The sequence below is a fragment of the Bombella pollinis genome, from assembly GCF_026385485.1.
Lineage (GTDB): Bacteria > Pseudomonadota > Alphaproteobacteria > Acetobacterales > Acetobacteraceae > Bombella > Bombella pollinis.
In genome coordinates this window covers 153,887-175,309 of record NZ_JANIDX010000005.1, presented here as the reverse complement: position 1 = coordinate 175,309, position 21,423 = coordinate 153,887, and the positions used below count along the sequence as shown (strand labels likewise).

The 21,423-nt window shown below is 53.3% G+C and carries 18 protein-coding genes; 11 read left to right on the top strand and 7 right to left on the bottom strand.

Annotated features, from left to right (window positions below):
- Positions 1-38: 38 nt before the first annotated feature.
- Positions 39-2,369 (bottom strand): 5-methyltetrahydropteroyltriglutamate--homocysteine S-methyltransferase, encoded by a 2,331-nt coding sequence (gene metE / locus NQF89_RS06540; RefSeq protein ID WP_266137806.1) that lies wholly within the window; start codon positions 2,367-2,369, stop codon positions 39-41.
- Between the two features lie 208 nt (positions 2,370-2,577).
- On the opposite strand from metE, the gene NQF89_RS06535 reads away from it, so the two are divergent.
- Together NQF89_RS06535 and metF are read left to right on the top strand one after the other, a co-directional pair.
- Positions 2,578-3,546, top strand: coding sequence for an ArsR/SmtB family transcription factor (locus tag NQF89_RS06535; protein WP_266137805.1), 969 nt, complete (start codon positions 2,578-2,580; stop codon positions 3,544-3,546).
- 30 nt (positions 3,547-3,576) lie between these two features.
- A complete protein-coding gene (gene metF / locus NQF89_RS06530; protein WP_266137804.1) occupies positions 3,577-4,455 on the top strand; it encodes a methylenetetrahydrofolate reductase [NAD(P)H] in 879 nt (292 codons plus the stop codon).
- 60 nt (positions 4,456-4,515) lie between these two features.
- On the opposite strand, the gene infC is transcribed toward metF, so the two are convergent.
- The 4 genes from infC to NQF89_RS06510 form a co-directional block, all read right to left on the bottom strand.
- Positions 4,516-5,076: a translation initiation factor IF-3 gene (gene infC / locus NQF89_RS06525; protein ID WP_155573826.1), complete on the bottom strand. Its 561-nt coding sequence runs from the start codon at positions 5,074-5,076 to the stop codon at positions 4,516-4,518.
- Positions 5,077-5,191: 115 nt separating this feature from the next.
- Positions 5,192-7,138 carry a threonine--tRNA ligase gene (gene thrS / locus NQF89_RS06520; RefSeq protein WP_266137803.1) on the bottom strand — a complete coding sequence of 649 codons (1,947 nt, stop codon included), beginning with the start codon at positions 7,136-7,138 and terminating at the stop codon, positions 5,192-5,194.
- Positions 7,139-7,283: 145 nt separating this feature from the next.
- Positions 7,284-8,249 (bottom strand): glycosyltransferase family 9 protein, encoded by a 966-nt coding sequence (locus tag NQF89_RS06515; RefSeq protein ID WP_266137802.1) that lies wholly within the window; start codon positions 8,247-8,249, stop codon positions 7,284-7,286.
- 24 nt (positions 8,250-8,273) lie between these two features.
- Positions 8,274-8,873, bottom strand: a complete 600-nt coding sequence (locus NQF89_RS06510; RefSeq protein WP_155573823.1) for a nucleotide exchange factor GrpE — start codon at positions 8,871-8,873, stop codon at positions 8,274-8,276.
- A 411-nt stretch (positions 8,874-9,284) separates the two neighbouring features.
- Between NQF89_RS06510 and NQF89_RS06505 the strand changes: the two genes are divergently transcribed.
- The 6 genes from NQF89_RS06505 to NQF89_RS06480 all read left to right on the top strand — a co-directional run bounded on the left by NQF89_RS06505 (position 9,285) and on the right by NQF89_RS06480 (position 16,395).
- Positions 9,285-10,061, top strand: coding sequence for a response regulator transcription factor (locus NQF89_RS06505; protein ID WP_155573822.1), 777 nt, complete (start codon positions 9,285-9,287; stop codon positions 10,059-10,061).
- A gap of 22 nt (positions 10,062-10,083) precedes the next feature.
- Positions 10,084-11,880: a sensor histidine kinase gene (locus tag NQF89_RS06500; protein WP_230880649.1), complete on the top strand. Its 1,797-nt coding sequence runs from the start codon at positions 10,084-10,086 to the stop codon at positions 11,878-11,880.
- Between the two features lie 30 nt (positions 11,881-11,910).
- Entirely contained in the window at positions 11,911-12,846 is a 936-nt protein-coding gene (gene rapZ / locus NQF89_RS06495; RefSeq protein ID WP_155579649.1) for an RNase adapter RapZ, read from the top strand.
- Positions 12,843-13,394, top strand: coding sequence for a transcriptional repressor (locus NQF89_RS06490; RefSeq protein WP_155579648.1), 552 nt, complete (start codon positions 12,843-12,845; stop codon positions 13,392-13,394). The genes rapZ and NQF89_RS06490 overlap by 4 nt, the downstream gene beginning before the upstream one ends.
- Positions 13,395-13,465: 71 nt before the next feature.
- Positions 13,466-14,875, top strand: coding sequence for a sugar porter family MFS transporter (locus NQF89_RS06485; RefSeq protein WP_155573819.1), 1,410 nt, complete (start codon positions 13,466-13,468; stop codon positions 14,873-14,875).
- Positions 14,876-14,961: 86 nt separating this feature from the next.
- Complete coding sequence (locus NQF89_RS06480; protein WP_370513606.1) at positions 14,962-16,395, top strand: sugar porter family MFS transporter; 1,434 nt, start codon at positions 14,962-14,964, stop codon at positions 16,393-16,395.
- 77 nt (positions 16,396-16,472) lie between these two features.
- Here the strand turns inward: NQF89_RS06480 and NQF89_RS06475 are convergent, their stop codons facing one another.
- Positions 16,473-18,008, bottom strand: a complete 1,536-nt coding sequence (locus tag NQF89_RS06475) for a glycosyltransferase family 2 protein (protein ID WP_266137801.1) — start codon at positions 18,006-18,008, stop codon at positions 16,473-16,475.
- Between the two features lie 39 nt (positions 18,009-18,047).
- Positions 18,048-19,106, bottom strand: coding sequence for a quinone-dependent dihydroorotate dehydrogenase (locus NQF89_RS06470; protein WP_155579645.1), 1,059 nt, complete (start codon positions 19,104-19,106; stop codon positions 18,048-18,050).
- A 158-nt stretch (positions 19,107-19,264) separates the two neighbouring features.
- Here NQF89_RS06470 and NQF89_RS06465 point away from each other — a divergent pair, with 158 nt between their 5' ends.
- The 3 genes from NQF89_RS06465 (at position 19,265) to NQF89_RS06455 (ending at position 21,419) form a co-directional block, all read left to right on the top strand.
- On the top strand, positions 19,265-19,558 hold the full coding sequence (locus tag NQF89_RS06465) for a hypothetical protein (RefSeq protein WP_155573816.1): 294 nt from the start codon (positions 19,265-19,267) through the stop codon (positions 19,556-19,558).
- An 80-nt stretch (positions 19,559-19,638) separates the two neighbouring features.
- Positions 19,639-20,688 (top strand): tRNA dihydrouridine synthase DusB, encoded by a 1,050-nt coding sequence (gene dusB / locus NQF89_RS06460; RefSeq protein WP_155579644.1) that lies wholly within the window; start codon positions 19,639-19,641, stop codon positions 20,686-20,688.
- Positions 20,688-21,419: a helix-turn-helix domain-containing protein gene (locus tag NQF89_RS06455; RefSeq protein ID WP_155573814.1), complete on the top strand. Its 732-nt coding sequence runs from the start codon at positions 20,688-20,690 to the stop codon at positions 21,417-21,419. Before dusB ends, NQF89_RS06455 begins: the two co-directional genes overlap by 1 nt.
- The last annotated feature ends 4 nt before the right edge of the window (positions 21,420-21,423 follow it).

The window sequence follows — 21,423 nt, the reverse complement described above, 5'->3', positions numbered from 1 at the left end:
AGGGTTGATGACACCCCTCCCTCAGCTTACTGCCTGCGTTAACCGCGCAGGATCTCGGCAGCTTTGACCATGTTAGCAATGGCCGGGCGGACCTCTGCCCAATTACGGGTCTTGAGGCCGCAATCAGGGTTCACCCAAAGTTGACGGCGGGAGACCTTCTTCTCCGCAGCACGGAGTAGCTCGACCATTTCCTCTACAGAGGGGACGCGGGGGGAGTGAATATCATACACACCCGGTCCAATCTCAGAGGGGTATTTATGGTGAGTAAAGGCCTCTAGCAGCTCCATTTTGGACCGTGCTGTCTCGATGGAGATAACGTCAGTATCCATAGCGGCGATGGCTTCGATAATGTCGTTAAACTCGGAGTAGCACATATGGGTGTGAATCTGCGTCTTATCCTGCACACCGCTGGCAGTGATGCGGAAGCTCTCCACAGCCCAATCCAGATAATGTTGCCAGTCTTTACGGCGGAGGGGGAGGCCTTCGCGCAGGGCGGCTTCGTCAATCTGGATGACGCCACAACCGGCTTTTTCTAGGTCTTGCACTTCATCACGGATGGCAAAGGCAATCTGACGGCATGTCTCAGAGCGTGGTTGGTCATCACGTACAAAGGACCAGTTGAGGATGGTGACAGGGCCCGTCAACATGCCCTTGACCGGCTTTTTGGAGCAAGATTGGGCATATTGCCACCAATCTAGCGTCATTGCGGCGGGGCGGGATACATCACCAAAGATGATGGGCGGGCGCACATAGCGGGAGCCGTAAGATTGTACCCATGCATGTTTGGTAAAGACAAAGCCGGAGAGCTTCTCACCAAAATATTGCACCATGTCGTTGCGCTCAAACTCACCATGAACGAGCACATCCAACCCAACCTCTTCCTGCCATTTGATGGCGGATTCTGTCTCCTTCTTGAGGAAGGCTACATAATCTTGTGTAGAGAGTTCCTTCTTCGCATGGCGGGCACGGGCTTGGCGTACCTCTTTGGTCTGCGGGAAGGAGCCGATGGTCGTTGTGGGGAAGAGAGGCAGCTTGAGGGCGTCTTCCTGCGCTTTTTGGCGTGTAGGGAAGGGGGATTGACGCTGGGTTAGCTTTGCATCTTTTTGAGCAGCACGTTTTTTGACTTCCTGATTATGGATGCGTGTGGAGGCCTTACGGCTCTGCACGGCAGCATCGGAGGCATCTAAGATGGCTTTTACGCTCTCATGCCCCTGATTAAGGGCTTTGGCAATCGTAGCCAGCTCGGCAATTTTCTGCACAGCAAAGGCGAGCCAGTTTTTAACCTCTGCATCCAGCTGTGTTTCACGCTCTAGGTCGATGGGCGTATGGAGCAAGGAGCAAGACGGTGCAACGATGATGTCCCGTTTCTCCGCAATCGGGGCAATTTGTGCGATAATTTTGGAGAGGTCTGCCTTCCAGATGTTACGGCCATCAATCACACCGAGGGAGAGCAGCAAGTCCGGCCGTGCTTTTGCGACAACGTCATTAAGTTGCTGTGGAGCGCGGACGAGGTCGATATGTAAGCCTTGGACAGGCAGGGAGAGGGCAGTCTCTAGGTTATCGCCTAACCCACCGAAATAGGTTGTGAGGAAGAGCTTGATGCCGGGTACTGCTTTATTCAGGCTCTGATAAGCATGAGCAAAGGCTTTACGGGCGGCATCATCAAGGTCCAGCACTAAAGTTGGCTCATCAATCTGGACCCATTCTGCCCCGGCTTGGTGCAATGCTTGGAGGACCTCATGATAAACAGGCAGCAAAGCTGGGAGTAAGTCTAGCTTATTAAAGGCAGCCCCATGCGCTTTACCGAGGAGCAAGAAGCTAACGGGGCCAAGCAGAACAGGGCGTGTCTCAATCCCTTGGGCCTTGGCCTCTTTATAATCATCAATAATTTTGGTGGAGGAGAGGCGGAAGCTTTGCCCCGCTTTAAACTCTGGCACCAGAAAATGATAATTAGTGTCGAACCATTTTGTCATTTCCGCCGCAGGAACATCGGTTGCGTGTTGATGCTGGCAGGAACAATCATGGGATTGGTCATGAGCGGGATGCTCGCCAGAGACCTGACGACCACGGGCCATGGCAAAATAGGTGGTGAGGTCCACCTTGCCGCCTTTATGGCCGTAAATCTCCGGTACAGCTCCAACAAGTGCGCTGGTATCTAATACATGGTCATAAAGGGAGAAGTCGTTAGAGGGGATAATATCCGCTCCTTGCTCCTTCTGGCGGGTCCAATTTTCTTTACGGAGGGCTGCGGCGGTTTCGAGCAGTTCAGCCTCGCTGCTGTTACCAGCCCAGAAGCTCTCAAGGGCTTTTTTTAGCTCACGGCGACCACCGATACGGGGAAAGCCCAATGTGGCGACACGTACGGTCATGACATACCTCCTGGCGTTTTGGTGGAGGGAAGCCCCACCAGTAAGAATGAGACTGCTCGTGTAAGACAGCCATGGAAGATTACGTCCAACCGCTTTTTTGCTTTCAACGCGGCGGGGTGATCTCTCTTCGGCCATTAGAAGTGGCAGGGCTTTTTTAATGTGTCAATATGTATTGCATATATAATGAAATCGTTATATATGCTCTCACATGGATCGTGCTCTTATCATCTTTCAGGCTCTTGCAGAGCCAACACGTTTGCGAATCTTACGTTTATTGCGTGAGATGGAGTTGTCTGTCGGTGAGCTGGCTCAAGTTTTGGGCCAGAGCCAGCCGCGTGTCTCTCGCCATGTTAAAGTACTGGCGGAGGCGGAGTTGGTGGAACGCCGTAAGGAAGGGAGCTGGGTTTTTCTCGCCTTAGGAGATGAGAATGACCTAGAGCCCATCTTTGCCGCGTTGGACCATTGGCGGCGTTATCATGAGGAAGAAGATGACGAGATAGGCCGGGCTGACCGTCAACGTCTCCAAGCTGTGCGGAATGTCCGTATGGGTGAGGCAGAAGATTGGTTTGAGGTCCATGCCGCGGAATGGGATGCGATTCGCTCCCTTCATGTCTCGGAAGATTCGGTCGAGTCGGCCATTATGGAGCTTGTCGGACCGGGGCCATTGGGGCGCGTGGTGGATATTGGGACAGGTACGGGGCGCATGTTGGAGCTTCTCGCCCCACGTTGTGAGAGTGCCATTGGGTTTGACCGTAGCCCTTCTATGCTCCGGCTAGCGCGTGTGAAATTGGAAGATGATCGCACGGCTGATGGTGAGGAGATTAAGTTACGGCAGGGGAATTTTTATGCTCTGCCGTTAGCCGCAGGCTCGGCTGACCTGACGATTTTGCATCAGGCCTTGCGTTATGCGCAGCATCCGGCGGCTGTGATTGCCGAATCGGCGCGGATTTTAAGCCCTGGTGGGCGTTTGCTGGTGGTGGATTTCGCCCTGCATGACCGTGAGGAGCTCCGTACGCGGGATGCGCATATGTATCTCGGTTTTAGTGATGAGCGCATGCAGCAATGGTTTAAAGCGGCTGGGTTGGAGTTAGACCCGCCTCTCTCTTTGGATGGTGAGTTGACGGTTAAGCTTTGGATGGGCCGCCTGCCGTTACATCAGGATTCGAAAACGCCATAACGTACATTTATTTTAGAAGGAACGGACATCATGGCTGAGGTCTCATTCGAATTTTTTCCCGCTAAGACGGACGAGAAAGCCGCGGCTTTATTGCGGGTAGCGCAGCGTCTTGCTGCCTATGAGCCACGCTTTATGTCCGTTACATACGGGGCGGGTGGGTCCTCGCGGGAGCGTACGTTAGAGGCGTTACGACAGATGGTAGAGGCATTGCCTATCCCATTGGCGGGGCATCTTACATGCGTTAATGCCGCTAAAGGTGAGGTGGATGATGTCGCCCGTGCTTATTGGGACCTAGGGGTAAAGCATATTGTGGCGTTGCGGGGTGATGCCCCGGTTGCCAAAGGTGAGGCCCCAACGCCTTATCGCCCGCACTCAGAGGGGTATCATTATGCAGCAGACCTTGTAGCGGGGCTGAAGAAGATTGCCCCTTTTGAGATCTCTGTTGCGGCATACCCAGAGACGCACCCCGAGGCGCAATCGGCGCAGTCTGATATTGAGCATCTTAAAGAGAAGTTTGATGCAGGGGCCGATAGGGCGATTACGCAATTCTTTTTTGACCCAGAATGTTTTTTGCGCTTCCGGGATCGTGCGGTGAAGGCGGGGATTAATAAACCCATCGTACCGGGGATTTTGCCTATTGGTAAGGCGGCACAAGCATGGCGTTTTGCCAAAATGTGCGGGGCTTCTGTCCCGGAGGAGTTAAAAACGCTCTTTGAGGGGGTGGATGACCTCCCCCCTATTCGCACGCGCTTGAGTGCCGTGGTGGTGGATCGCCTCTGCCAGCGTTTGCGCGCGGAAGGGGTGGAGCATTTCCATTTTTATACGCTCAATCAAAGTGTCCCTACCTCTACCTTATGCACTTTATTAGGGCGGCAGCGGTCGCATCCACTTGTGGAGTTTGCAAGCTGATAGAAACTAAAAAACCCGGCCTTATAAAGGACCGGGTTTTTTATGGAGCAAGTACAAAGCCTACTTTGTATCCCGCTGTTTGCTTGGGGCCAGAATCATAATCATCTGACGATTTTCCAAGCGAGGGGTTTGCTCAGCTTTAGCAATATCATCCACAGACTCGCGGATGCGGTGCATCATCTTAGAGCCAAGCTCCTGATGAGCAACCTCACGGCCTTTAAAGCGGAGAGAGACCTTAACCTTATCGCCTTCTTCTAAGAAGGAACGGACAGCCTTCGCCTTGGTCTGGAAGTCATGCTCGCCGGTACCGGGGCGGACCTTGACCTCTTTAATCTCAATGACCTTTTGCTTTTTGCGGGCCTCGTTACGCTTCTTTTGCTGTTCATATTTGAACTTGCCGTAATCGAGAATCTTCGCCACCGGAGGCTCGGCCGTAGGGCTGATTTCCAGCAGGTCTAACCCTTCAGAAAAAGCACGGGAAAGAGCCTCTCTTGTTGACATAATGCCAACCATCTCGCCTGCGGCATCAATAACGCGCACCTGCGGCACTCGGATCTCTTCATTAACGCGCGGCCCTTCGCGATTAGGGGCGGCGGGAAACGGCGGTCTAGCTATGGTCATCTCCTGTCGATGTTAGGGCCTCATCCGATACAAAACGGTGAGGGGTCTCAAACTTTCTGTTTAGATTCATACCCCCCGTGCGGGTACGGCGCAAGGGGGGAGGATGGACTGCGTATCAGGCTGTTTTCTGCTGCATAGCGCGGAGGAGGTCCGGCGGTGTTGCCTCCTCCTGCAAGGCGGGGAGGATCTCCTCAAAAGGGAGGACCTTTTGGGCTTGCTCCCCAAGGCGGCGGAGGCTGACTGTACCTTCCTCTGCCTCACGGCGGCCAACAACGAGGATGACTGGTACACGGGCAAGGCTATGCTCACGCACCTTCGCATTGATTTTCTCATTGCGAATATCAGCCTCCGCATGCAAGCCCGCTTTTTGCAGACGTGCGGTAATCTCTTGGGCATAATCAGCGGCATCCGTCACGATGCTCGCTACCACAACTTGCGTTGGGGCCAGCCAGAGGGGGAACTTCCCGGCATATTGCTCAATGAGGATACCAAGGAAGCGTTCAAAACTCCCCAAGATAGCGCGATGGAGCATAACGGGCCGGTGGCGGGCACTATCTTCACCAATATAAGAGGCATCTAGCCGCTCTGGCAGAACATAATCGACCTGCAATGTCCCACATTGCCAGTCGCGCCCGATGGCATCAGTCAGCACGAACTCCAATTTCGGCCCGTAAAAGGCACCTTCGCCGGGGTTTAACTCATACTCTACCCCAACCATTTCGCAGGCACGTTTTAAGGCTCCTTCGGCACGGTCCCAGACCTCATCAGAGCCAGCACGGGCTTCAGGTCGGTCGGAAAACTTGACGCGGAAGCTCTCAAAGCCAAAATCTTGATAGACCTCGCCTAGCATAGTGACGAAGCGGGCCGTTTCTTCAGCGATTTGGTCATCCGTGCAGAAGATATGCGCATCATCCTGCGTAAAGCCGCGCACACGCATAATCCCATGCAGCGAGCCGGAGGGTTCATAGCGATGACAGGCCCCGAACTCAGCCATACGCAGCGGCAGCTCTCGGTAAGAGCGCAAACCATGGCGGAAAATCTGCACATGGCAAGGGCAGTTCATCGGTTTGAGGGCGAGGGTCTTATCCTCATCCTCCACTGTGGCGATGAACATATGCTCACGATATTTATCCCAATGGCCGGAGGCTTCCCACAAGGTGCGGTCCACAAGTTGAGGGGTGCGGACTTCTTGATAGCCGTTTCGGTTCTGGGCGCGGCGCATATAATCTTGCACCGCTGTGTAGAGCCGCCAACCTTTTTGATGCCAGAAAATCTGCCCTACGGCTTCTTCTTGAATATGGAACAGGTCCATATCCCGGCCAATGCGGCGATGGTCGCGTTTTTCGGCCTCTTCTAGGCGTTCTAGATAGGCTTTAAGCTCCTTTTTATCGCGCCATGCTGTGCCATAGATGCGCGTAAGCATGGGGTTGCGATGGTCCCCCCGCCAATAAGCCCCGGCTACCCGCATGAGCTTAAAGGCATTGCCAACATCCCCTGTCGTGCGGAGATGCGGCCCACGGCAGAGGTCTAACCATTCCCCTTGGCGGTAAATGGAAATCTCCTCACTCTCTGGCAGGTCGCGAATCAATTCGGCCTTAAAGCTCTCACCGCGTTCCTCAAAGAAGGCAATGGCCTCGTTACGGTCCCATACCTCTCGTGTGAAGGCATCTCCACGGGCGATAATCTCGGCCATTTTGGTTTCGATGGCGTCAAAATCGGCAGGGGTGAAGGGCTTGTCGCGGAAGAAGTCGTAATAAAAGCCGTCTTTAATGCTTGGCCCGATGGTCACTTGCGTCCCCGGCCAGAGGGCTTGCACAGCCTCGGCCATGACATGGGCAGCATCATGGCGAATCATCGGGAGGGCATCTTCATCTTTGCGGGTGATGAAACGAACAGTGCTATCCTGCGTGATGGTAAAGCCTATATCCACAGCCTTGCCGTCAACCTCCATCGCGATGGCCGCACGGGCTAAACCTGGACCAATGGAGTCGGCGATAGTTGTCCCTGTCACTGCCCCATCGAAGGTGCGAATGCTTCCATCGGGTAGGGTAATGGCGGGCATGAAAGGACTCCTTGGTCAGTCATCATCAAGAGGGATTCTTCAGCTCATGATAAGCGAAAAGGGATTCGTTGAACATAGCGGATGGCAAAATGGCCTTTAAAGTTATGTCTCTGCAAGCTCTAATATGAGATAGTGTGCCGCTGGATCATTTTTTTGCGTAATGTGCTCTGCGTGCTTGCATGAGGGGGAGGCCCCAATCGTGTAGCAAGGTCATCACACGCTCTGGCTGTATATGAGCAAGCGTATCTGCTTGCATCACGCGGTTTTGCCCTACTGTGAGGCCGTGGGGGGCGCAACGGCGGGGGTCACTCTCGGCAGAAAAGAGGGTTAAGGTGGGGCAATCCATCATAGCGGCCATATGTAGTGGCCCAGTATCATTGCCACAACAAAGCAAAGCGCGATGGAGCAGCCCTGCTAAAGCAGGCAATGTGGTTTTGCCGGTAAAGTCCCGCGCTGTGGGAACATGGTGGCAGATATGCGCGGCAAGGGGAGCGTCTGTTGCACTCCCTACAATGAGGGGGACATACCCCCATGCGGCGATAGTGTGGGCTAAATCTGCAAAATAGGTGAGGGGCCATCGCTTGGCGGGTCTATGTGGTGCAGCACCGGGGACAAGCACCACATAAGGTTCAGTAAGGAATGGGCCTTCATCCTTTAGAAAGGTTGGAATCGTGCGGGGCTGTAAAGGGACATTTGCGCTGCGGAGCTGGTCGCGTTGTCGGCAGAGCGTATGCATCTGGCGGGCTTGGGGATTATGATGAGGGAGGCTCGCCCGCTTTTGTTGGCCTGACCATAGGATAGTACGCGGTGCAAGCGTGCGATAACGGCTCGTACGACCAGAGTTTTGGAGGTCGAACACAAGGTCCATCTTGTGTAACAGGGCGCGGATATTACGCCAATGCCGCCAATGTGTGATGGGGGGGCGGTCATCAATCGCGATAGCGTCAAACCAAGGGGTGGAGACAGCAAGAGCCTGATAAGGGCTGCTGGTGAGGAGGGTAATATGGGCATGCGCAAAGGCCTGCCGAATGGAGGCAAAGGCCTCAAAGGCCTGACAAACATCCCCCAAGGCCCCATGACGAATAATAAGGATGTTCTGAATGTTCGTCATGGAGCCATGAGGGTGTTGTTTTTCTTAATCCTTCTTCGGTGCTTGACCGGTTGAGGAAGGGTTGGAGACTATAACCATAGCAGGTTTAAGCAGCCGGTCTTTGAGTAACCATGTTGGTGTCCATGCTTGGACGACATGCCCTGGTGGGAGGTGATCGACCTCTTGCTCCTGCATGGCTTGATGAAGATTGGCATCAAAAGGCTCATGGGTGGGGTCTTGTTTGGTGATGCCATGCCGCTCCAAAATGGAGAGGAAGGCACGCTCTGTCCCCTCAAACCCTTCACGCAGGCGGGTGATGAGTCCATCTTCGCCTTCTTCATGCGGGGGTAAAGCAGAGAGGCCTCGTTGAAGGTTCTCGGCAGCCTCTACAACATCGCGCGCAAATTTCTGCACCGAGTAATGACGGGCATCCTCAAGTTCACGCTTATGGCGGGTGCGAAGATTCTGGTTTTCCGCTTCAGAGCGTTTCCAGCGGTCTTCCATCTCGGCCAATTTCTCTTCTAAGGCGGCGATGCGTTCTTCGGCAGTACCCTCTTGCCCTTGCGTGTGGCCTTCATCTGCTGGGGCTTCATGCGGGGTGGGGTTAGGTTGTTCTGTATCGGTATGAGATGTTTGTTCTGTCATATCGTGACCCTATTCGCGTCTTATGGGATAGCGAGCCTGCTTTATATGGCAGAGACCATCATCGCACGCTAGTCTCCTGAGATTTTGAATGTCGTGGCTTTGCACGTCTTTTGCAAGGCCTTGGGCTGGGGGGAGGTGATTTCGTACAATATCGATAAGAGATAATAGCTGCATCGATAGATATGAGGAAAAAGGTTCTGTGCGGCATTCATAGGTTAATGAAAAGTAAAATAGAGGTACAATAACTTACATAGACCATATTATTAGGTATTTAAAAATTATGAATTTTTGGTGTATAAATTATGACCGGATATGGATTTTAGATATATCCGTCAGTTTTGAAATTATATTGTGCCATAGGGGCGAGATTCTCGGTTGTTTCTAGCTCCGTGGTTAATGGTAGGAGTTCCCATGGTGAAGAGTTCCTTCCCTGGTGTTTATAAACCTTTTGGGGAAGAAACATGTGGCGGCGGTGGGCAGAAGGCCCCCATCATCGCCCTTGTAGATGATGATCGTAATATTCTAGCCTCTGTGCAGATGACATTGGAGGCTGAGGGATTTACCGTCCATACCTATACGGATGGGGAAAGTGCCTTACAGGGTATTTTATCGCGTGCGGCGTCTTTGGCCGTGTTGGATGTTAAAATGCCGCGTATGGATGGGATGGAGCTTTTACGCCGTCTACGGATGCGCTCGAGCAGTTTGCCCGTTATTTTTCTGACCTCCAAAGATGAAGAATTAGACCAGTTGATGGGCTTACGGCTTGGAGCGGATGATTACATCACTAAGCCTTTTTCTGTTCGTTTGTTAGTTGAGCGTATTCGGGCTTTGCTACGGCGGCATGAGATAAGCCAAACCGGATTGGATGGTGAAGGCTCAGGGCGTAATGAAATCATCGTTCGTGGGGGGTTATCGCTTGATGAGGCGCGCCATCAATGTATGTGGAGTGGGCAGGATGTTGCCTTAACCGTGACGGAGTTTTTGCTCGTTAAGGCCCTTGTATTAAGGCCGGGGATGGTGAAATCGCGCGACCAGCTTATCGATGCGGCTTATGGCGATAGTATTTATGTTGATGACCGCACAATCGATAGTCACATTAAGCGGGTCCGCAAAAAGTTCCGCCATATAGATGACAGCTTTAACCATATCGAAACCCTTTATGGTGTTGGATATCGGTATCGGGAGTAATACAGCAAAGGTTGAGTACGTGATGGCGGGATTAGAGGCGGCGCGGCGATGGATGGCGCATATGTGGCTTGCATCGCGTTTGCCTAAATTGCGGCGGTGGGTGTCCCCACTTACAAGCCGTCTCTTGCTGGTTAATTTCTTACCCTTACTTTTTATGGGGGGGATGCTGCTCTCCATCAATGCGGTACGCAATACGCTATTGGAGGATAGTATTGAGGCCCTGCGCGAACAGGCGCGGATTTATGTCTCGGTCCTACGGCACGCACAATGTGATGATGTATCGTCCGGTAAGCAGTTGGATGTAACAAAAGCTCATGCTCTTTTAGAGGGCATGGTGCGGTTTAGCCGCAATGCAGAAGCCCGCCTTTATGCACCGAATGGCCATATTCTAACAGAAAGCCAAAAGCAGTCCTCCCCGATTGGAGGGGTAAGCTGGCAGCCGAATGTCAGTATGGCTGATAAGCTTTATACATGGGTTTTAGCGTTAATCCCGTTACATACGAAGGAAGGGCCGGTCCCATTAGATAATTCAACAACATCTCAAAACTTTGGCAATGAGACAGGCGATGGGGTTTTAATCAGTTCGCCGTTAGACATTCCACCTTATATACGTCTGACAGATGCTCATGAGCTTGTCATGACGGTTGTAGAGCCTGTCCTCATAGAGGGGCAGACGGTGGGTGTCCTTCAATTAACGCGCTTTAATGCGGATATTGATCGCTCTTTGATGAAGGTGCGGTGGGTTATTATCGTGATGATGTTGCTGAGCATGGGTGCGGCGGTTTTGCTCTCATGGTATCTTGCGATGACCCTCGCTATTCCTTTGCGGCGGCTTGTGGTGCGCTCTCGTGATATGCGCGAGCCGGGGGCGGGGCATATAGATAGCATGCCCTATACATTACTACGCCGCCGCGATGAGATAGGTGAGCTTGCGCGCGCTTTGCGGGAGAGTGCCTTGGCCTTATGGGCACGTATGGATGATGTGGAGCGTTTTGCTGCAGAAGTTAGTCATGAATTGAAGAATCCACTCTCTTCCATCCGTTCCGCTTTAGATACGTTACCGCGGATTACGAATATGCAGGCGCGGGACCGTCTTTTATCTATCCTCGGGGGCGATGTGCGGCGGTTAGAGCGGTTAATCTCTGATATTTCCTTTGCTAGCCGTGTGGAAGGGGAGTTGCAGCGGGAAGACAGGGTTATTGTAAATCTTGTTGAGTTATTAGAACAATTTGTTGATGTTCATGAGACTGTTCGTGAGGAAGGCGGGCCACATTTAGTCCTCATCGTGCCAGAGGGGCAGCGTATCATTTGTGTGCAAGTGGTGCGGGATCGCTTAATGCAGGTCTTCCATAATCTGATAGGTAATGCTGTATCCTTTTCTCCGGCAGAGGGAACAATACGGCTTGTGATTCGCCCTGTTATTGGGCCGCCTCAGTTAGAGGAGGACGGCTTCATCACCCCCGGTAGTCCAGCTGTAGAAATCGCTGTTGAGGATGAAGGCCCCGGTATCCCCCCAGCAAAACTTGATAGTATTTTCGACCGATTCTATTCAGAGCGTCCAGCGGGGGAGCATTTCGGGGGACATTCTGGGTTAGGGCTTGCCATTAGTCGGCAAATTATTGTGGCGTTTGATGGTGCCCTTTATGCCGAAAATTGTGAGCGTGTGGATGAGGAGAGCGGGGAGAGGCATATTTGTGGGGCCCGCTTCGTGATTCGCCTGCCTTTGCTTACCTGCTTTAGGCAGAACTACTCTATGCGCCAAGGGGGGGAGTGTTTCTTGCCTGTTGGAGAGTGTGTTATGCTGCGTAAAGGGGTTTAGTTTTACCATTTAAGCGCGGGATAGAGAGCTATGGGTATCAGGGCGAAGGAACACTCTGCGCAGCATATTGTGTTGGTAACTGGCCTCTCTGGTGCTGGTAAAGCCTCCACTTTGCGGATGTTGGAAGACCTTGATTATGAGGTCGTGGATAATCCTCCGCTTGATTTATTTGAGGCCCTAGTTAGCCGGGCAGGTCAACGCTTGGCTATTGGGCTTGATGTCCGCAGCCGTGGCTTTGAGGCGCATCGTGTGGCGGATTTCTTAACCCGCGCGCGGCGTCATCAGGATTGTGCGGTCCAGTTGCTGTTTGTGACAGCGGATTATGATGTGCTGTTGCGCCGCTTCACAGCGACAAGGCGGCGGCACCCTCTAGCTGGTGATGGGGGTGTGCGTCCCGCCTTGGAGTTAGAGGCCGAGATGCTGTCGCCCCTACGGGCTATGGCGGACCTTGTGATTGATACGAGCGACCTCCCCGTGCCAGATTTGCGCCAGATGATAAATGCTCGCTTTAGTGCGGGGGTTGAGGCGATGTTGTCGGTTACGTTGATGTCTTTTGCATATCCGGCGGGCCTCCCACGGGAGGCAGACCTCGTTCTTGACGCCCGCTTTTTGCGGAATCCTCATTATGATGAGACGTTGCGCCCTCATACAGGGTTAGAAAAGCCCGTGGCGGATTATGTCAAAGCGGATTCCTTTTATCAGCAATTCTACGCTCATGTTTTGGGGCTAATACGCACAGTCTTGCCGCGCTTTGCCGCAGAGGGGAAGAAATACGTTACCATTGCCGTGGGCTGCAGCGGCGGGCGGCATCGTTCTGTCACATTGATTGAAGCCCTCGCGCGGGATTTAGCAGAAGACCCCATGATTGATGAGCTGCGCACAGCTGTTATGGTGGTCCATCGGGAATTAGCGCGTGAGGGGTTGGCCTCATGGCGTTGGGCTTTTTTGCCAGATGATGCATCATGAAGGGACGAAGCGTCATGCCGCCGCATGTTGAGACGCCTTTTCCCGCTTATGTTACAGCGCGTTTGGAGGAGGTTGCACAATGGTGCCACCAACAGGGCCAGCGTCTCACACCAACAAGACGCCTTGTTTTGGGGCTTATTTTGGCAGAGGAGCGGCCATTAGGGGCTTATGATATACTCTCTTTATTGCGGGAGCATCACCCCAAGGCCGTACCGCCGACCGTTTATCGGGCGTTGGAGTTTCTTCTTGAGCAAGGGCTTATCCATCGCATTGAACGCTTGAGTGCCTTTGTAGGCTGTCATCATCGTTTGGCATGCCATGCGGATTGTAAATCGCATAGAGCGTGGGGTGTGCATCGCGCTCAGTTTCTTATCTGCCGCCATTGCGGGCGTGTGCAAGAGCTAGAGCAGGATGTCGTTGCGGCTGTTCTGCTGCAATCGGCCCGCGGGCAGGGCTTTCATGCAGAAGCGGCAACAGTGGAGATTGAAGGGACCTGTGCTGAATGTGCGGAAAAGAAAGTGGATAAACATGATATGATAAAGCATTAGGGTAAATTATAGTTTATGCTATCGCATGATTCTGATGCAAAATGCCCCTGAGATAGGAGAGGCTTGAGATTATGAACGAGACAGTTGAGTCCCCGCATTCGACTATTGACCCAACAGCTAGGCGACGTGTGTTGCTAGTCTGTATCCTTGCCTCCCTTGCCGGGTTGATGTGCGGGATGGATATTGGTGTCATCTCTGGTGTGTTGCGTCCTTTTGGGCAGCAGTTCCATGCCACAACGGTGGAGTTGGAATGGGTTGTCGGGGGGATGCTGGTTGGGGCGACCATTGGTGCGCTGACAGGCAGCAAGATAACATCATGCTTAGGCCGGAAGTTTACGCTAACAGTCGCTGCGGCAGCATTCTCGATTGGGGCGATTGGCTGTGCCACATCGCAATCAGTCGCGATGATGATTGCATGCCGTTTGATTGTCGGCTTCGGGATGGGCCTGTCAGATTTTGCAACACCGCTTTATCTCTCAGAGGTCTCACGCACAGAGCAGCGCGGGGCGATGGGTTCACTTTACCAGCTGCTTAAGACGATGGGCATTTTCTTAGCCTTCTTCTCTAATAGCTGGTTTGCCCCTTCTGGTGCATGGCGGTCTATGATGACGGTGGAGGCTATCCCGGCTGTTATTTTCTTACTTATCTTCCTGTTCCTCCCCCAAAGCCCACGCTGGTTGATGATTCAGGGGCGGAAGGAAGAAGCTTTGGAGACCATGACGCGTCTGCGTGATGGGCCTGCACAGGCACATAAGGAGCTGGCAGCCATCAGCGAGCAGCTGAAAACCAAGGAAGAAGGGTGGAAGCTCTTTAAGACGAATGGCAATTATCGCCGCTCTGTAGGGTTGGGGATGTTGTTGCAGATTATGCAGCAATTTGCCGGTATTAACATTATCATGTACTACGCCCCTCGCATTTTGGAGGCCGCCCATTTTGGCCTTTCTGCTCAGATGTGGTGTACAGCCCTTATCGGCCTTGTGAATGTGCTGATGACCTTTGTCGCTGTTGGATATTCCGATAAATGGGGTCGTAAGCCTATCCTTTATGCCGGTTATGGCATCATGGCTGCGAGCATGGCGATTTTGGCCTTCCTTCTCTCGATTGGGACGACAACTCTGCCCCAGCAGCTTCTTGCCTTGGCGATGATCATCATCTTCGTTGGTGGGTTTGCGATGTCCGCTGGGCCGCTTATGTGGGTTATTTGTGCAGAGATTCAGCCAGCAGAAGGCCGTAACTTGGGGATTTCCATCTCCACAGGGACGAACATGCTCAGCAACCTCCTTATCGGTACAACCTTCCTGAGTGTGATGGAGGCTATCGGCAGTGCAAATACCTTCTGGCTTTTTGCGATATTAAACGCTGTTGGTGTGGTTCTGCTCTATCTCTTTGTGCCAGAGACAAAGGATGTCCCGCTGGATGTTATTGAAAAAGACCTGATGAGCGGCGTAAAATTGCGCGACCTTGGTCATCGGAAAGATTGACCTTAGTGTGAGGGTGGGGGCGCTCTAGAGTAGAGGCCCCCATTTAGGTTCATTTATCTTTATTGTAGAGAGGGTATACTTCGCACATGGTAGATGATGTTGACCCCCGCATAGTTCCTCCCGGTATGAGTGATGAGGATGAAGATACCTCATTCTTTGACCCAACAAAGTTTAAGATTTTAGTCATTGGCGTTGTTGCCGCTTTGGCTGGGTTGATGTCTGGTATTGATATTGGTGTGGTGTCTGGCGCGTTAGACTTCTTCTCGCGGGAGTTCCATCCCTCTACGATGGCCCTTTCTTGGGTTGTGAGTGCTATGATGGCCGGGGCGGCGATCGGCTCTGTTAGTGCGAGTACCCTTGCCCATAAGATTGGCCGTAAACGGGCGTTAATCTGTGGTGCGTCTGTGTTTGTGATCGGTGCGGTAGGCTGTGCGATTAGCTGGTCTATCTCATCGATGATTTGCTTTCGTGTTGTGATGGGCTATGCGGTGGGGCTTTCGGCTTTTACAGCACCGCTTTACCTCTCCGAGATTGCCAGTGAGGACACGCGCGGGGCGATGATTTCTACCTACCAGCTGATGCTTACGGTGGGGATTTTCATCGCCTTTTTGGCTGATACATTCTTCTCTTATCGGGGGAATTGGCGCGGGATGTTCTGGTTTGCTTCAGCTCCTGCGGTGCTGTTCTTTGTTGGGGTGCTGTTTTTGCCCTATAGCCCGCATTGGCTGGTGATGAAGGGACGCCATAAAGAAGCACGCCGTATCCTGCTGGATTTGCGTAATGACCCGCTAGAAGCGGCTAAAGAGATTCAGGCCATTCGCGCGCAATTAGAGACAAAGCAAGAGGGCTTCTCTCTATTGAAGCGGAACAAGAACTTCCGCCGGTCTGTGCTGCTGGGGATTGTCTTGCAGGCTATGCAGCAATTAGCGGGCATTAATATCGTGATGTTCTACGCGCCGAAGATTCTCCATGCGGCGCATTTCGATACCCATTCGCAGGTTTGGTGTACGGCCATTATTGGGCTGGTGAATATGCTGGCGACCTTTGTGGCTGTAGGGCTGGTGGATCGCTGGGGGCGTAAGCCGATTCTATATGTTGGTTTTGCGGTGATGGCTCTGGCTATGGGCGCATTAGCGGGCTTGTTGAATGAGGGTATGACCGAGCAAGCCTCCCAAATGATGGCGGTGTTCGTGTTGATGATCTTCTGCGCAGGCCATGCCATGTCCGCTGGGCCATTAATGTGGGTGCTATGTGCGGAGATTCAGCCCATCCAAGGGCGGGATTTTGGGATGTCCATCTCTACCCTGACGAACTGGCTGGCTAATATGGGCGTGAGTGTCAGCTTCCTCCCTTTGATGGAGTTTTTCGGCGCGGCAGGGACGTTCTGGCTCCTTGCGGTGCTGAACTTCCTCTTTATTGGGCTGACCTACCTTTATGTCCCAGAGACAAAAGGCATGTCCCTTGCGAAGATTGAGGAGCGGCTGATGAGCGGTGTGAAGCTGCGTAATCTGGGCCGCTAAAGCGTCTTTTTAGAGTGCTACAAAAAAGGCTCCCCAAGAGAGGGAGCCTTTTTTATGGGTAAAAGAGTTTGTGCCTCTTATAGTATGAAGGGCGCAAAGGGGCCTAGATAGCTTCGTAGAGTCCGGGCTTCGGCTTCGTCCAGATGCGCTGCGAGTAGTGGCAGCAACCATGTTGTTATATGGCGGTCCAACGCCGTGAGGAGGGAAATATCCTCCAAGGTCAGGGCGGGGGCTGTAAGGAGCATCTCTGCAAGGTTTAAAGTAGGGAAGGTAAGCCAAGATTGCCCCGTGGGTAGAGTTGGCTGAGGGATAGCGGTAAAACATTCCCACATATCCGCTTTAAGACGGTTGGTGGTTAGAGGCTCTTTAGGGGGAGCGGAAAGGAAATAACCGCGTCGGGAGAACCCCCCTTTCTGGCGCAGCACAATCGCTTTTTGCTCCATAATTGGCAGCAGGTCATAACGGGGCAGCCCGCCTAGTCGTCCATCGCCAAGGAGGGCAAAATCCACAATTTTATGATTTTGGTCTAAAGCAAAGAGGAAGGCCGCTGTAGGGACGCGGCGGCTTTGGAGCATAAAAAGGCCAACGCCATTTTTATGCTGCTCTAGCTCTTGAGCCTCCACATCCTGAATCAGGCCCTCTTTAAGGCCGAGATGGCGTTCCTCTTTGGGGTAAAGAGCAAAAATAGTGAAGGAGGAGGGATTCTGGGTGGAGGATGGGGGAAGATGCTTTGTTAAGGGAGGATGGCGGCGGTGGAGTTGCTCCAACGCGCTGACAGCCCCGGAGGTAATAACAGGCCGTACCCAATTTAAAAGGGAGGCTGTGACGGCACGAGGCGAGTGGTCTTCCAGCTCATTCCATTGGGAGAAATTAACATCTGCTAGGTTAAGGTGAATATCCTTGCGGTTGCGTGTACGCTCAACAAATTGCTCCACACTACGGTTTTGAAAATGCCTTAAAAAGGCAACAGACCAATCCGCTTGCTCTGCTGTGATGCCTTGCGCCTCGGCCGACCATGTGACGGGCTTGCCGCTTGCGGTAACATATTGTCCTTTTTTGAGGGGGAAGTAATGAACATTCACCCAGCTTTTTTGGTCCCAATAAGACGGGCGGATGAAGCATTTCACATGCCGGTTTATGGCTTCCTCAACCATGCTATGTTGGATGAAGCTGTGGGAGGGCGGTAAAGTAGGGGCCGTGATATGGCCATTATGACCATAAACACGCCAATGCAGAGCCACCGCACCAACATCCGTCCCCATCGTAGCGAGGAAGTCAGGTAAGGTTTCGTGTTCGCATAGGGTGAGATATTCATCTGTATCAAACAGGCCCACCCAGTCGAACTGCCCCTTCACGGCATTGAGCGCATCGCAATAGACTTGCTGTTGCCGTTTAAGGTGGCTTTGCTCTGTGAGGTCTAAACTATGCTCACGAATGTGAAAAAGACGAATATCCCAATGCACACAAGCAGCGCGGATAAGAGCGCGGGTGCCATCATCTGAATCGTCATCAAAGAGGATGAAGCTATTAATGCCTAAGCGGGCATGCCAGCCAAGCCAGTATAGGATGTCATGGGCTTCATTCTTGATGATGCCGACCAGAGCAAGTTTCATAAGATGGTCCGTGGTCCTATGGTAATTCGTCAGGAGTGTTTAGCGTGGTAGAGAGGCAAGGCTGCGAATACCATCGCGGCTCATTTCTTGCAAAAGCTCCTGCTTTAAACGTGTGAGCGCAGCAGGCCCTTCATAAATAAAGGCGGTATAGATTTGGACAAGATTAGCCCCCATTTTGAGGCGGTCTAAGATGTCACGCCCGCTCTCAATACCGCCAGATGATATGAGGCAGAGCCGTCCTTTATTCAAGTCAGCGACCAGTTTTAGCACATCGCGCGCCCGGGTAGCGAGCGGTGCGCCAGAGAGGCCGCCTGTCTCTGTACGGTGGGAGCTTGTTAAGCTCTCGGGGCGGGCGAGAGTCGTGTTGGTGAGGATGAGGCCATCCGCCCTACCATCAATCGCCGCTTGGAGGATGGGACCGTAAGCCTCGTCCTCAAGGTCGGGTGCGAGTTTGATGAGCAAAGGTGGCCGGTCTGGATGGGCCGTTTGGATGGCTTCTAACAGGCGGGAGAGCATGTCCACCTCTTGGAGGTCACGCAAACCCGGCGTGTTGGGGGAGGAAAGATTGATTGTAATATAATCGGCGTAGGATTTTACCCTGCCAACAAGGGCGGGATAGTCCGTTAAGGGGTCGGCCCCCGTTTTGTTAATGCCTAGATTAATGCCCAGAGGGACGCCAGCCGCTTGGACGTGGCCTTCTTTATTGGGGCGGAATAGCGGTGTGAGATTTTGGCAGAAGCGATCAATCCCGCAGCTATTAAAGCCCATGCGGTTGATGATAGCATGGTCATTAATTAAGCGGAAGAGGCGTGGTTTGGGGTTGCCGGGCTGGGGGCGGGGGGTAACGGTCCCTGTTTCAATATAACCGAAGCCCAATTTTGCGAGGCCTCTTACAGCGCGGGCATTTTTATCAAACCCCGCGGCAAGGCCAATGGGGTTGGGGAAGGTTAGGCCCAAAGCGTGCGTCTTTAGGGCGGAGTGGTCGGCTTTGCCACGGCCTGCTAAGCCGTATGCAATGCTGTGGATGGCGATTTCATGAGCCGTTTCGGGGTCGAGGCGGCGTAGGAGCTGTGTGGCGATTTGTCCGAGGTCCAGCATTCTCTTTCCCCTTCATATCAATGGTCTTGGCTGTTTCAGACCTCATAGCGAGGGTTTGTCAAGTAGTTTCACGCCATTCATGCCGTGTGATGATGATAGTTTAATGATATTCGTGGACGCAATAAAGTGATGAAGCGGCTCATCAGAGAGGAAAACGCATGAGTTGGGATGAATTATATTTAGAGACATGCTGCCGCTCAGCCTTGCATAGGGTGGTGTTAAGCGGCGCAACGGGGCGGCCTGTTGGCCCCCCGCCGGAGGGGAAGATGCCGGACTTCCGCGCCCCGTTAAAGGACCGTGCATGCTTAGAGCGTCTTGCAAAAAAGGGGTTTACCCAGCAACGAGAGGATGGCCGGTTTGAGGTCACTGCGGCGGGACGACAACGCCATGAGCGGGAGATTCTGGCTATGCGGCGGGTACGTCATCGTAGAGGTGGTGGAGGGGCAGGGTAGGCCCTTGTTTGCTCTTTAGCAGGGAGAGCGGTAAAATCCCCCTCATGCCCTTTATAAAAACCCGTAGGTCTTAACGAGCGATGCCCACCCCGATTCCTTTGCCTCCTATCACATTAGGGCCGGATTGCGTGATTGAGGACCCTGTCATCCTCGCGCCTATGTCTGGTGTGACGGACCTTCCTTTCCGCCGCTTAACACGCGAGCTAGGGGCGGGGTTGGTGATTTCGGAGATGATTGCCTCTTGGGCCATGGTGCGGGAGAATGAACGTACATTGAGTATGGCGCGTAGTGCTGGGGCTGGCGGGATTAATGCCGTACAGCTTGCAGGCTGTGACCCTCAAGCTATGGGTGAGGCTGCTAAAATCGCCGTGGCAGGTGGGGCGGATGTGGTGGATATTAATTTCGGCTGCCCGGTTAAGAAGGTGGCGATCGGGCAGATGGCAGGCTCCTCCCTCATGCGGGATGAGGCATTAGCCGCGCGACTTTTGGAGGCGACCGTTAAGGCAGTAAATGTCCCTGTGACGTTGAAGATGCGTATGGGGTGGGACCATGCCAGCCTTAATGCGCCTCAGTTGGCGCGGATTGCGGAGGATGTGGGCATCCGTATGATTACCGTCCATGGGCGGACACGGCAGATGTTCTATAATGGTCATGCTGATTGGCGATTTGTGCGGACGGTAAAAGAGGCCGTAAAGCTACCTGTGATTGTAAATGGGGATATTATCAGCATGGCTTCAGCCCGTCAGGCTTTGGCGGAATCAGGGGCGGATGGCGTGATGGTAGGGCGGGGCTGTTACGGGCGGCCTTGGTTTTTAGCACAGCTTGTACAATCCTTGCGCAGTGGGGTGGATGTGCCAGACCCTGACCTCGCCACCGAGAGAGATATTGTCCTAAAGCATTATCATATGATGATGGAGTATTTTGGAGAGCGTCCCGGCCTGCGTCTCGCTCGTAAGCATGTATCTTGGTATTCGGCAGGGTTGCCGGGGTCTGCGGCTTTTCGTGCTGAGGTAAATCGGCTGGATGATCCGGGTGCTGTCATCGCGCTGCTTACGCGTTTTTATGATGAGGCGATCGCCGCAGGCATTGTAAGGGACCGAGAAGCCGCCCTTGCTCGGCATGCCGCATAATGGCAGAGCGTACTGCCCGCGAGGCCCGTGCGATGCGGCCTTTATTCCTCCACGGGGCTAGCGCGCGGGAGCGGCTGGATATTGCCCAGCAGATTCATGTTCACAGCCCTTGCGCGCATGGGGCATTTGTGGTGGCGGGCCTAACAGGCGTGCCACGGGCTTTGCGGGAGGAGCGTCTCTTTGGCACGGCAGGGAATGGCTGGTTAGAGCAAGCTCAAGGAGGCACGCTCTTAATTGATGAGCTGGATTGCCTCTCCCCCCAGATGCAGCATCGCTTTGCGCTGTTTTTAGCCGGGCGGACTCATGTGAGGCGGGAGGAGCGCGTACGGATTATTGTAGCGAGCTGCCATGACCATGCGACTTTGTTGCGTCATGGGGGGCTGGAGGACGGCTTGCGGCATTGGCTAGCCTCTTTGCCGGTGGAGCAATGTTTAGGCCCGGAGCGTTTGCAGGCTGTGGGTAGTTTAGCGGCGGCCTCTAAAGGCGGTTTGGCGGCGATGTTTGAGCCTGTGATGCGGAGCTACGTGCGTGCAGGGTTAGAGGCAGGGAGTTGTAACCTCCATAATAGTGTGGTGGGCGCGGTAGAGAAGCCTCTTATTATGATGGTCTTGCAGCATACGGGGGGTAATCAGCTTAAAGCCGCTGCTTTATTAGGGTTGAACCGGAACACATTGCGCAAGCGGATTCAGGAGCTTCAGATTACGATTCCCCGTCCGCCAGGGGCGCGGTAGGAGA

Excerpts from the sequence above, each read along its gene's own strand:
- metE (WP_266137806.1), bottom strand. The coding sequence starts at position 2,369 with ATGACCGTACGTGTCGCCACATTGGGCTTTCCCCGTATCGGTGGTCGC.
- NQF89_RS06535 (WP_266137805.1), top strand. The coding sequence starts at position 2,578 with ATGGATCGTGCTCTTATCATCTTTCAGGCTCTTGCAGAGCCAACACGT.
- metF (WP_266137804.1), top strand. The coding sequence starts at position 3,577 with ATGGCTGAGGTCTCATTCGAATTTTTTCCCGCTAAGACGGACGAGAAA.
- infC (WP_155573826.1), bottom strand. The coding sequence starts at position 5,076 with ATGACCATAGCTAGACCGCCGTTTCCCGCCGCCCCTAATCGCGAAGGG.
- thrS (WP_266137803.1), bottom strand. The coding sequence starts at position 7,138 with ATGCCCGCCATTACCCTACCCGATGGAAGCATTCGCACCTTCGATGGG.
- NQF89_RS06515 (WP_266137802.1), bottom strand. The coding sequence starts at position 8,249 with ATGACGAACATTCAGAACATCCTTATTATTCGTCATGGGGCCTTGGGG.
- NQF89_RS06510 (WP_155573823.1), bottom strand. The coding sequence starts at position 8,873 with ATGACAGAACAAACATCTCATACCGATACAGAACAACCTAACCCCACC.
- NQF89_RS06505 (WP_155573822.1), top strand. The coding sequence starts at position 9,285 with ATGGTGAAGAGTTCCTTCCCTGGTGTTTATAAACCTTTTGGGGAAGAA.
- NQF89_RS06500 (WP_230880649.1), top strand. The coding sequence starts at position 10,084 with ATGGCGGGATTAGAGGCGGCGCGGCGATGGATGGCGCATATGTGGCTT.
- rapZ (WP_155579649.1), top strand. The coding sequence starts at position 11,911 with ATGGGTATCAGGGCGAAGGAACACTCTGCGCAGCATATTGTGTTGGTA.
- NQF89_RS06490 (WP_155579648.1), top strand. The coding sequence starts at position 12,843 with ATGAAGGGACGAAGCGTCATGCCGCCGCATGTTGAGACGCCTTTTCCC.
- NQF89_RS06485 (WP_155573819.1), top strand. The coding sequence starts at position 13,466 with ATGAACGAGACAGTTGAGTCCCCGCATTCGACTATTGACCCAACAGCT.
- NQF89_RS06480 (WP_370513606.1), top strand. The coding sequence starts at position 14,962 with ATGGTAGATGATGTTGACCCCCGCATAGTTCCTCCCGGTATGAGTGAT.
- NQF89_RS06475 (WP_266137801.1), bottom strand. The coding sequence starts at position 18,008 with ATGAAACTTGCTCTGGTCGGCATCATCAAGAATGAAGCCCATGACATC.
- NQF89_RS06470 (WP_155579645.1), bottom strand. The coding sequence starts at position 19,106 with ATGCTGGACCTCGGACAAATCGCCACACAGCTCCTACGCCGCCTCGAC.
- NQF89_RS06465 (WP_155573816.1), top strand. The coding sequence starts at position 19,265 with ATGAGTTGGGATGAATTATATTTAGAGACATGCTGCCGCTCAGCCTTG.
- dusB (WP_155579644.1), top strand. The coding sequence starts at position 19,639 with ATGCCCACCCCGATTCCTTTGCCTCCTATCACATTAGGGCCGGATTGC.
- NQF89_RS06455 (WP_155573814.1), top strand. The coding sequence starts at position 20,688 with ATGGCAGAGCGTACTGCCCGCGAGGCCCGTGCGATGCGGCCTTTATTC.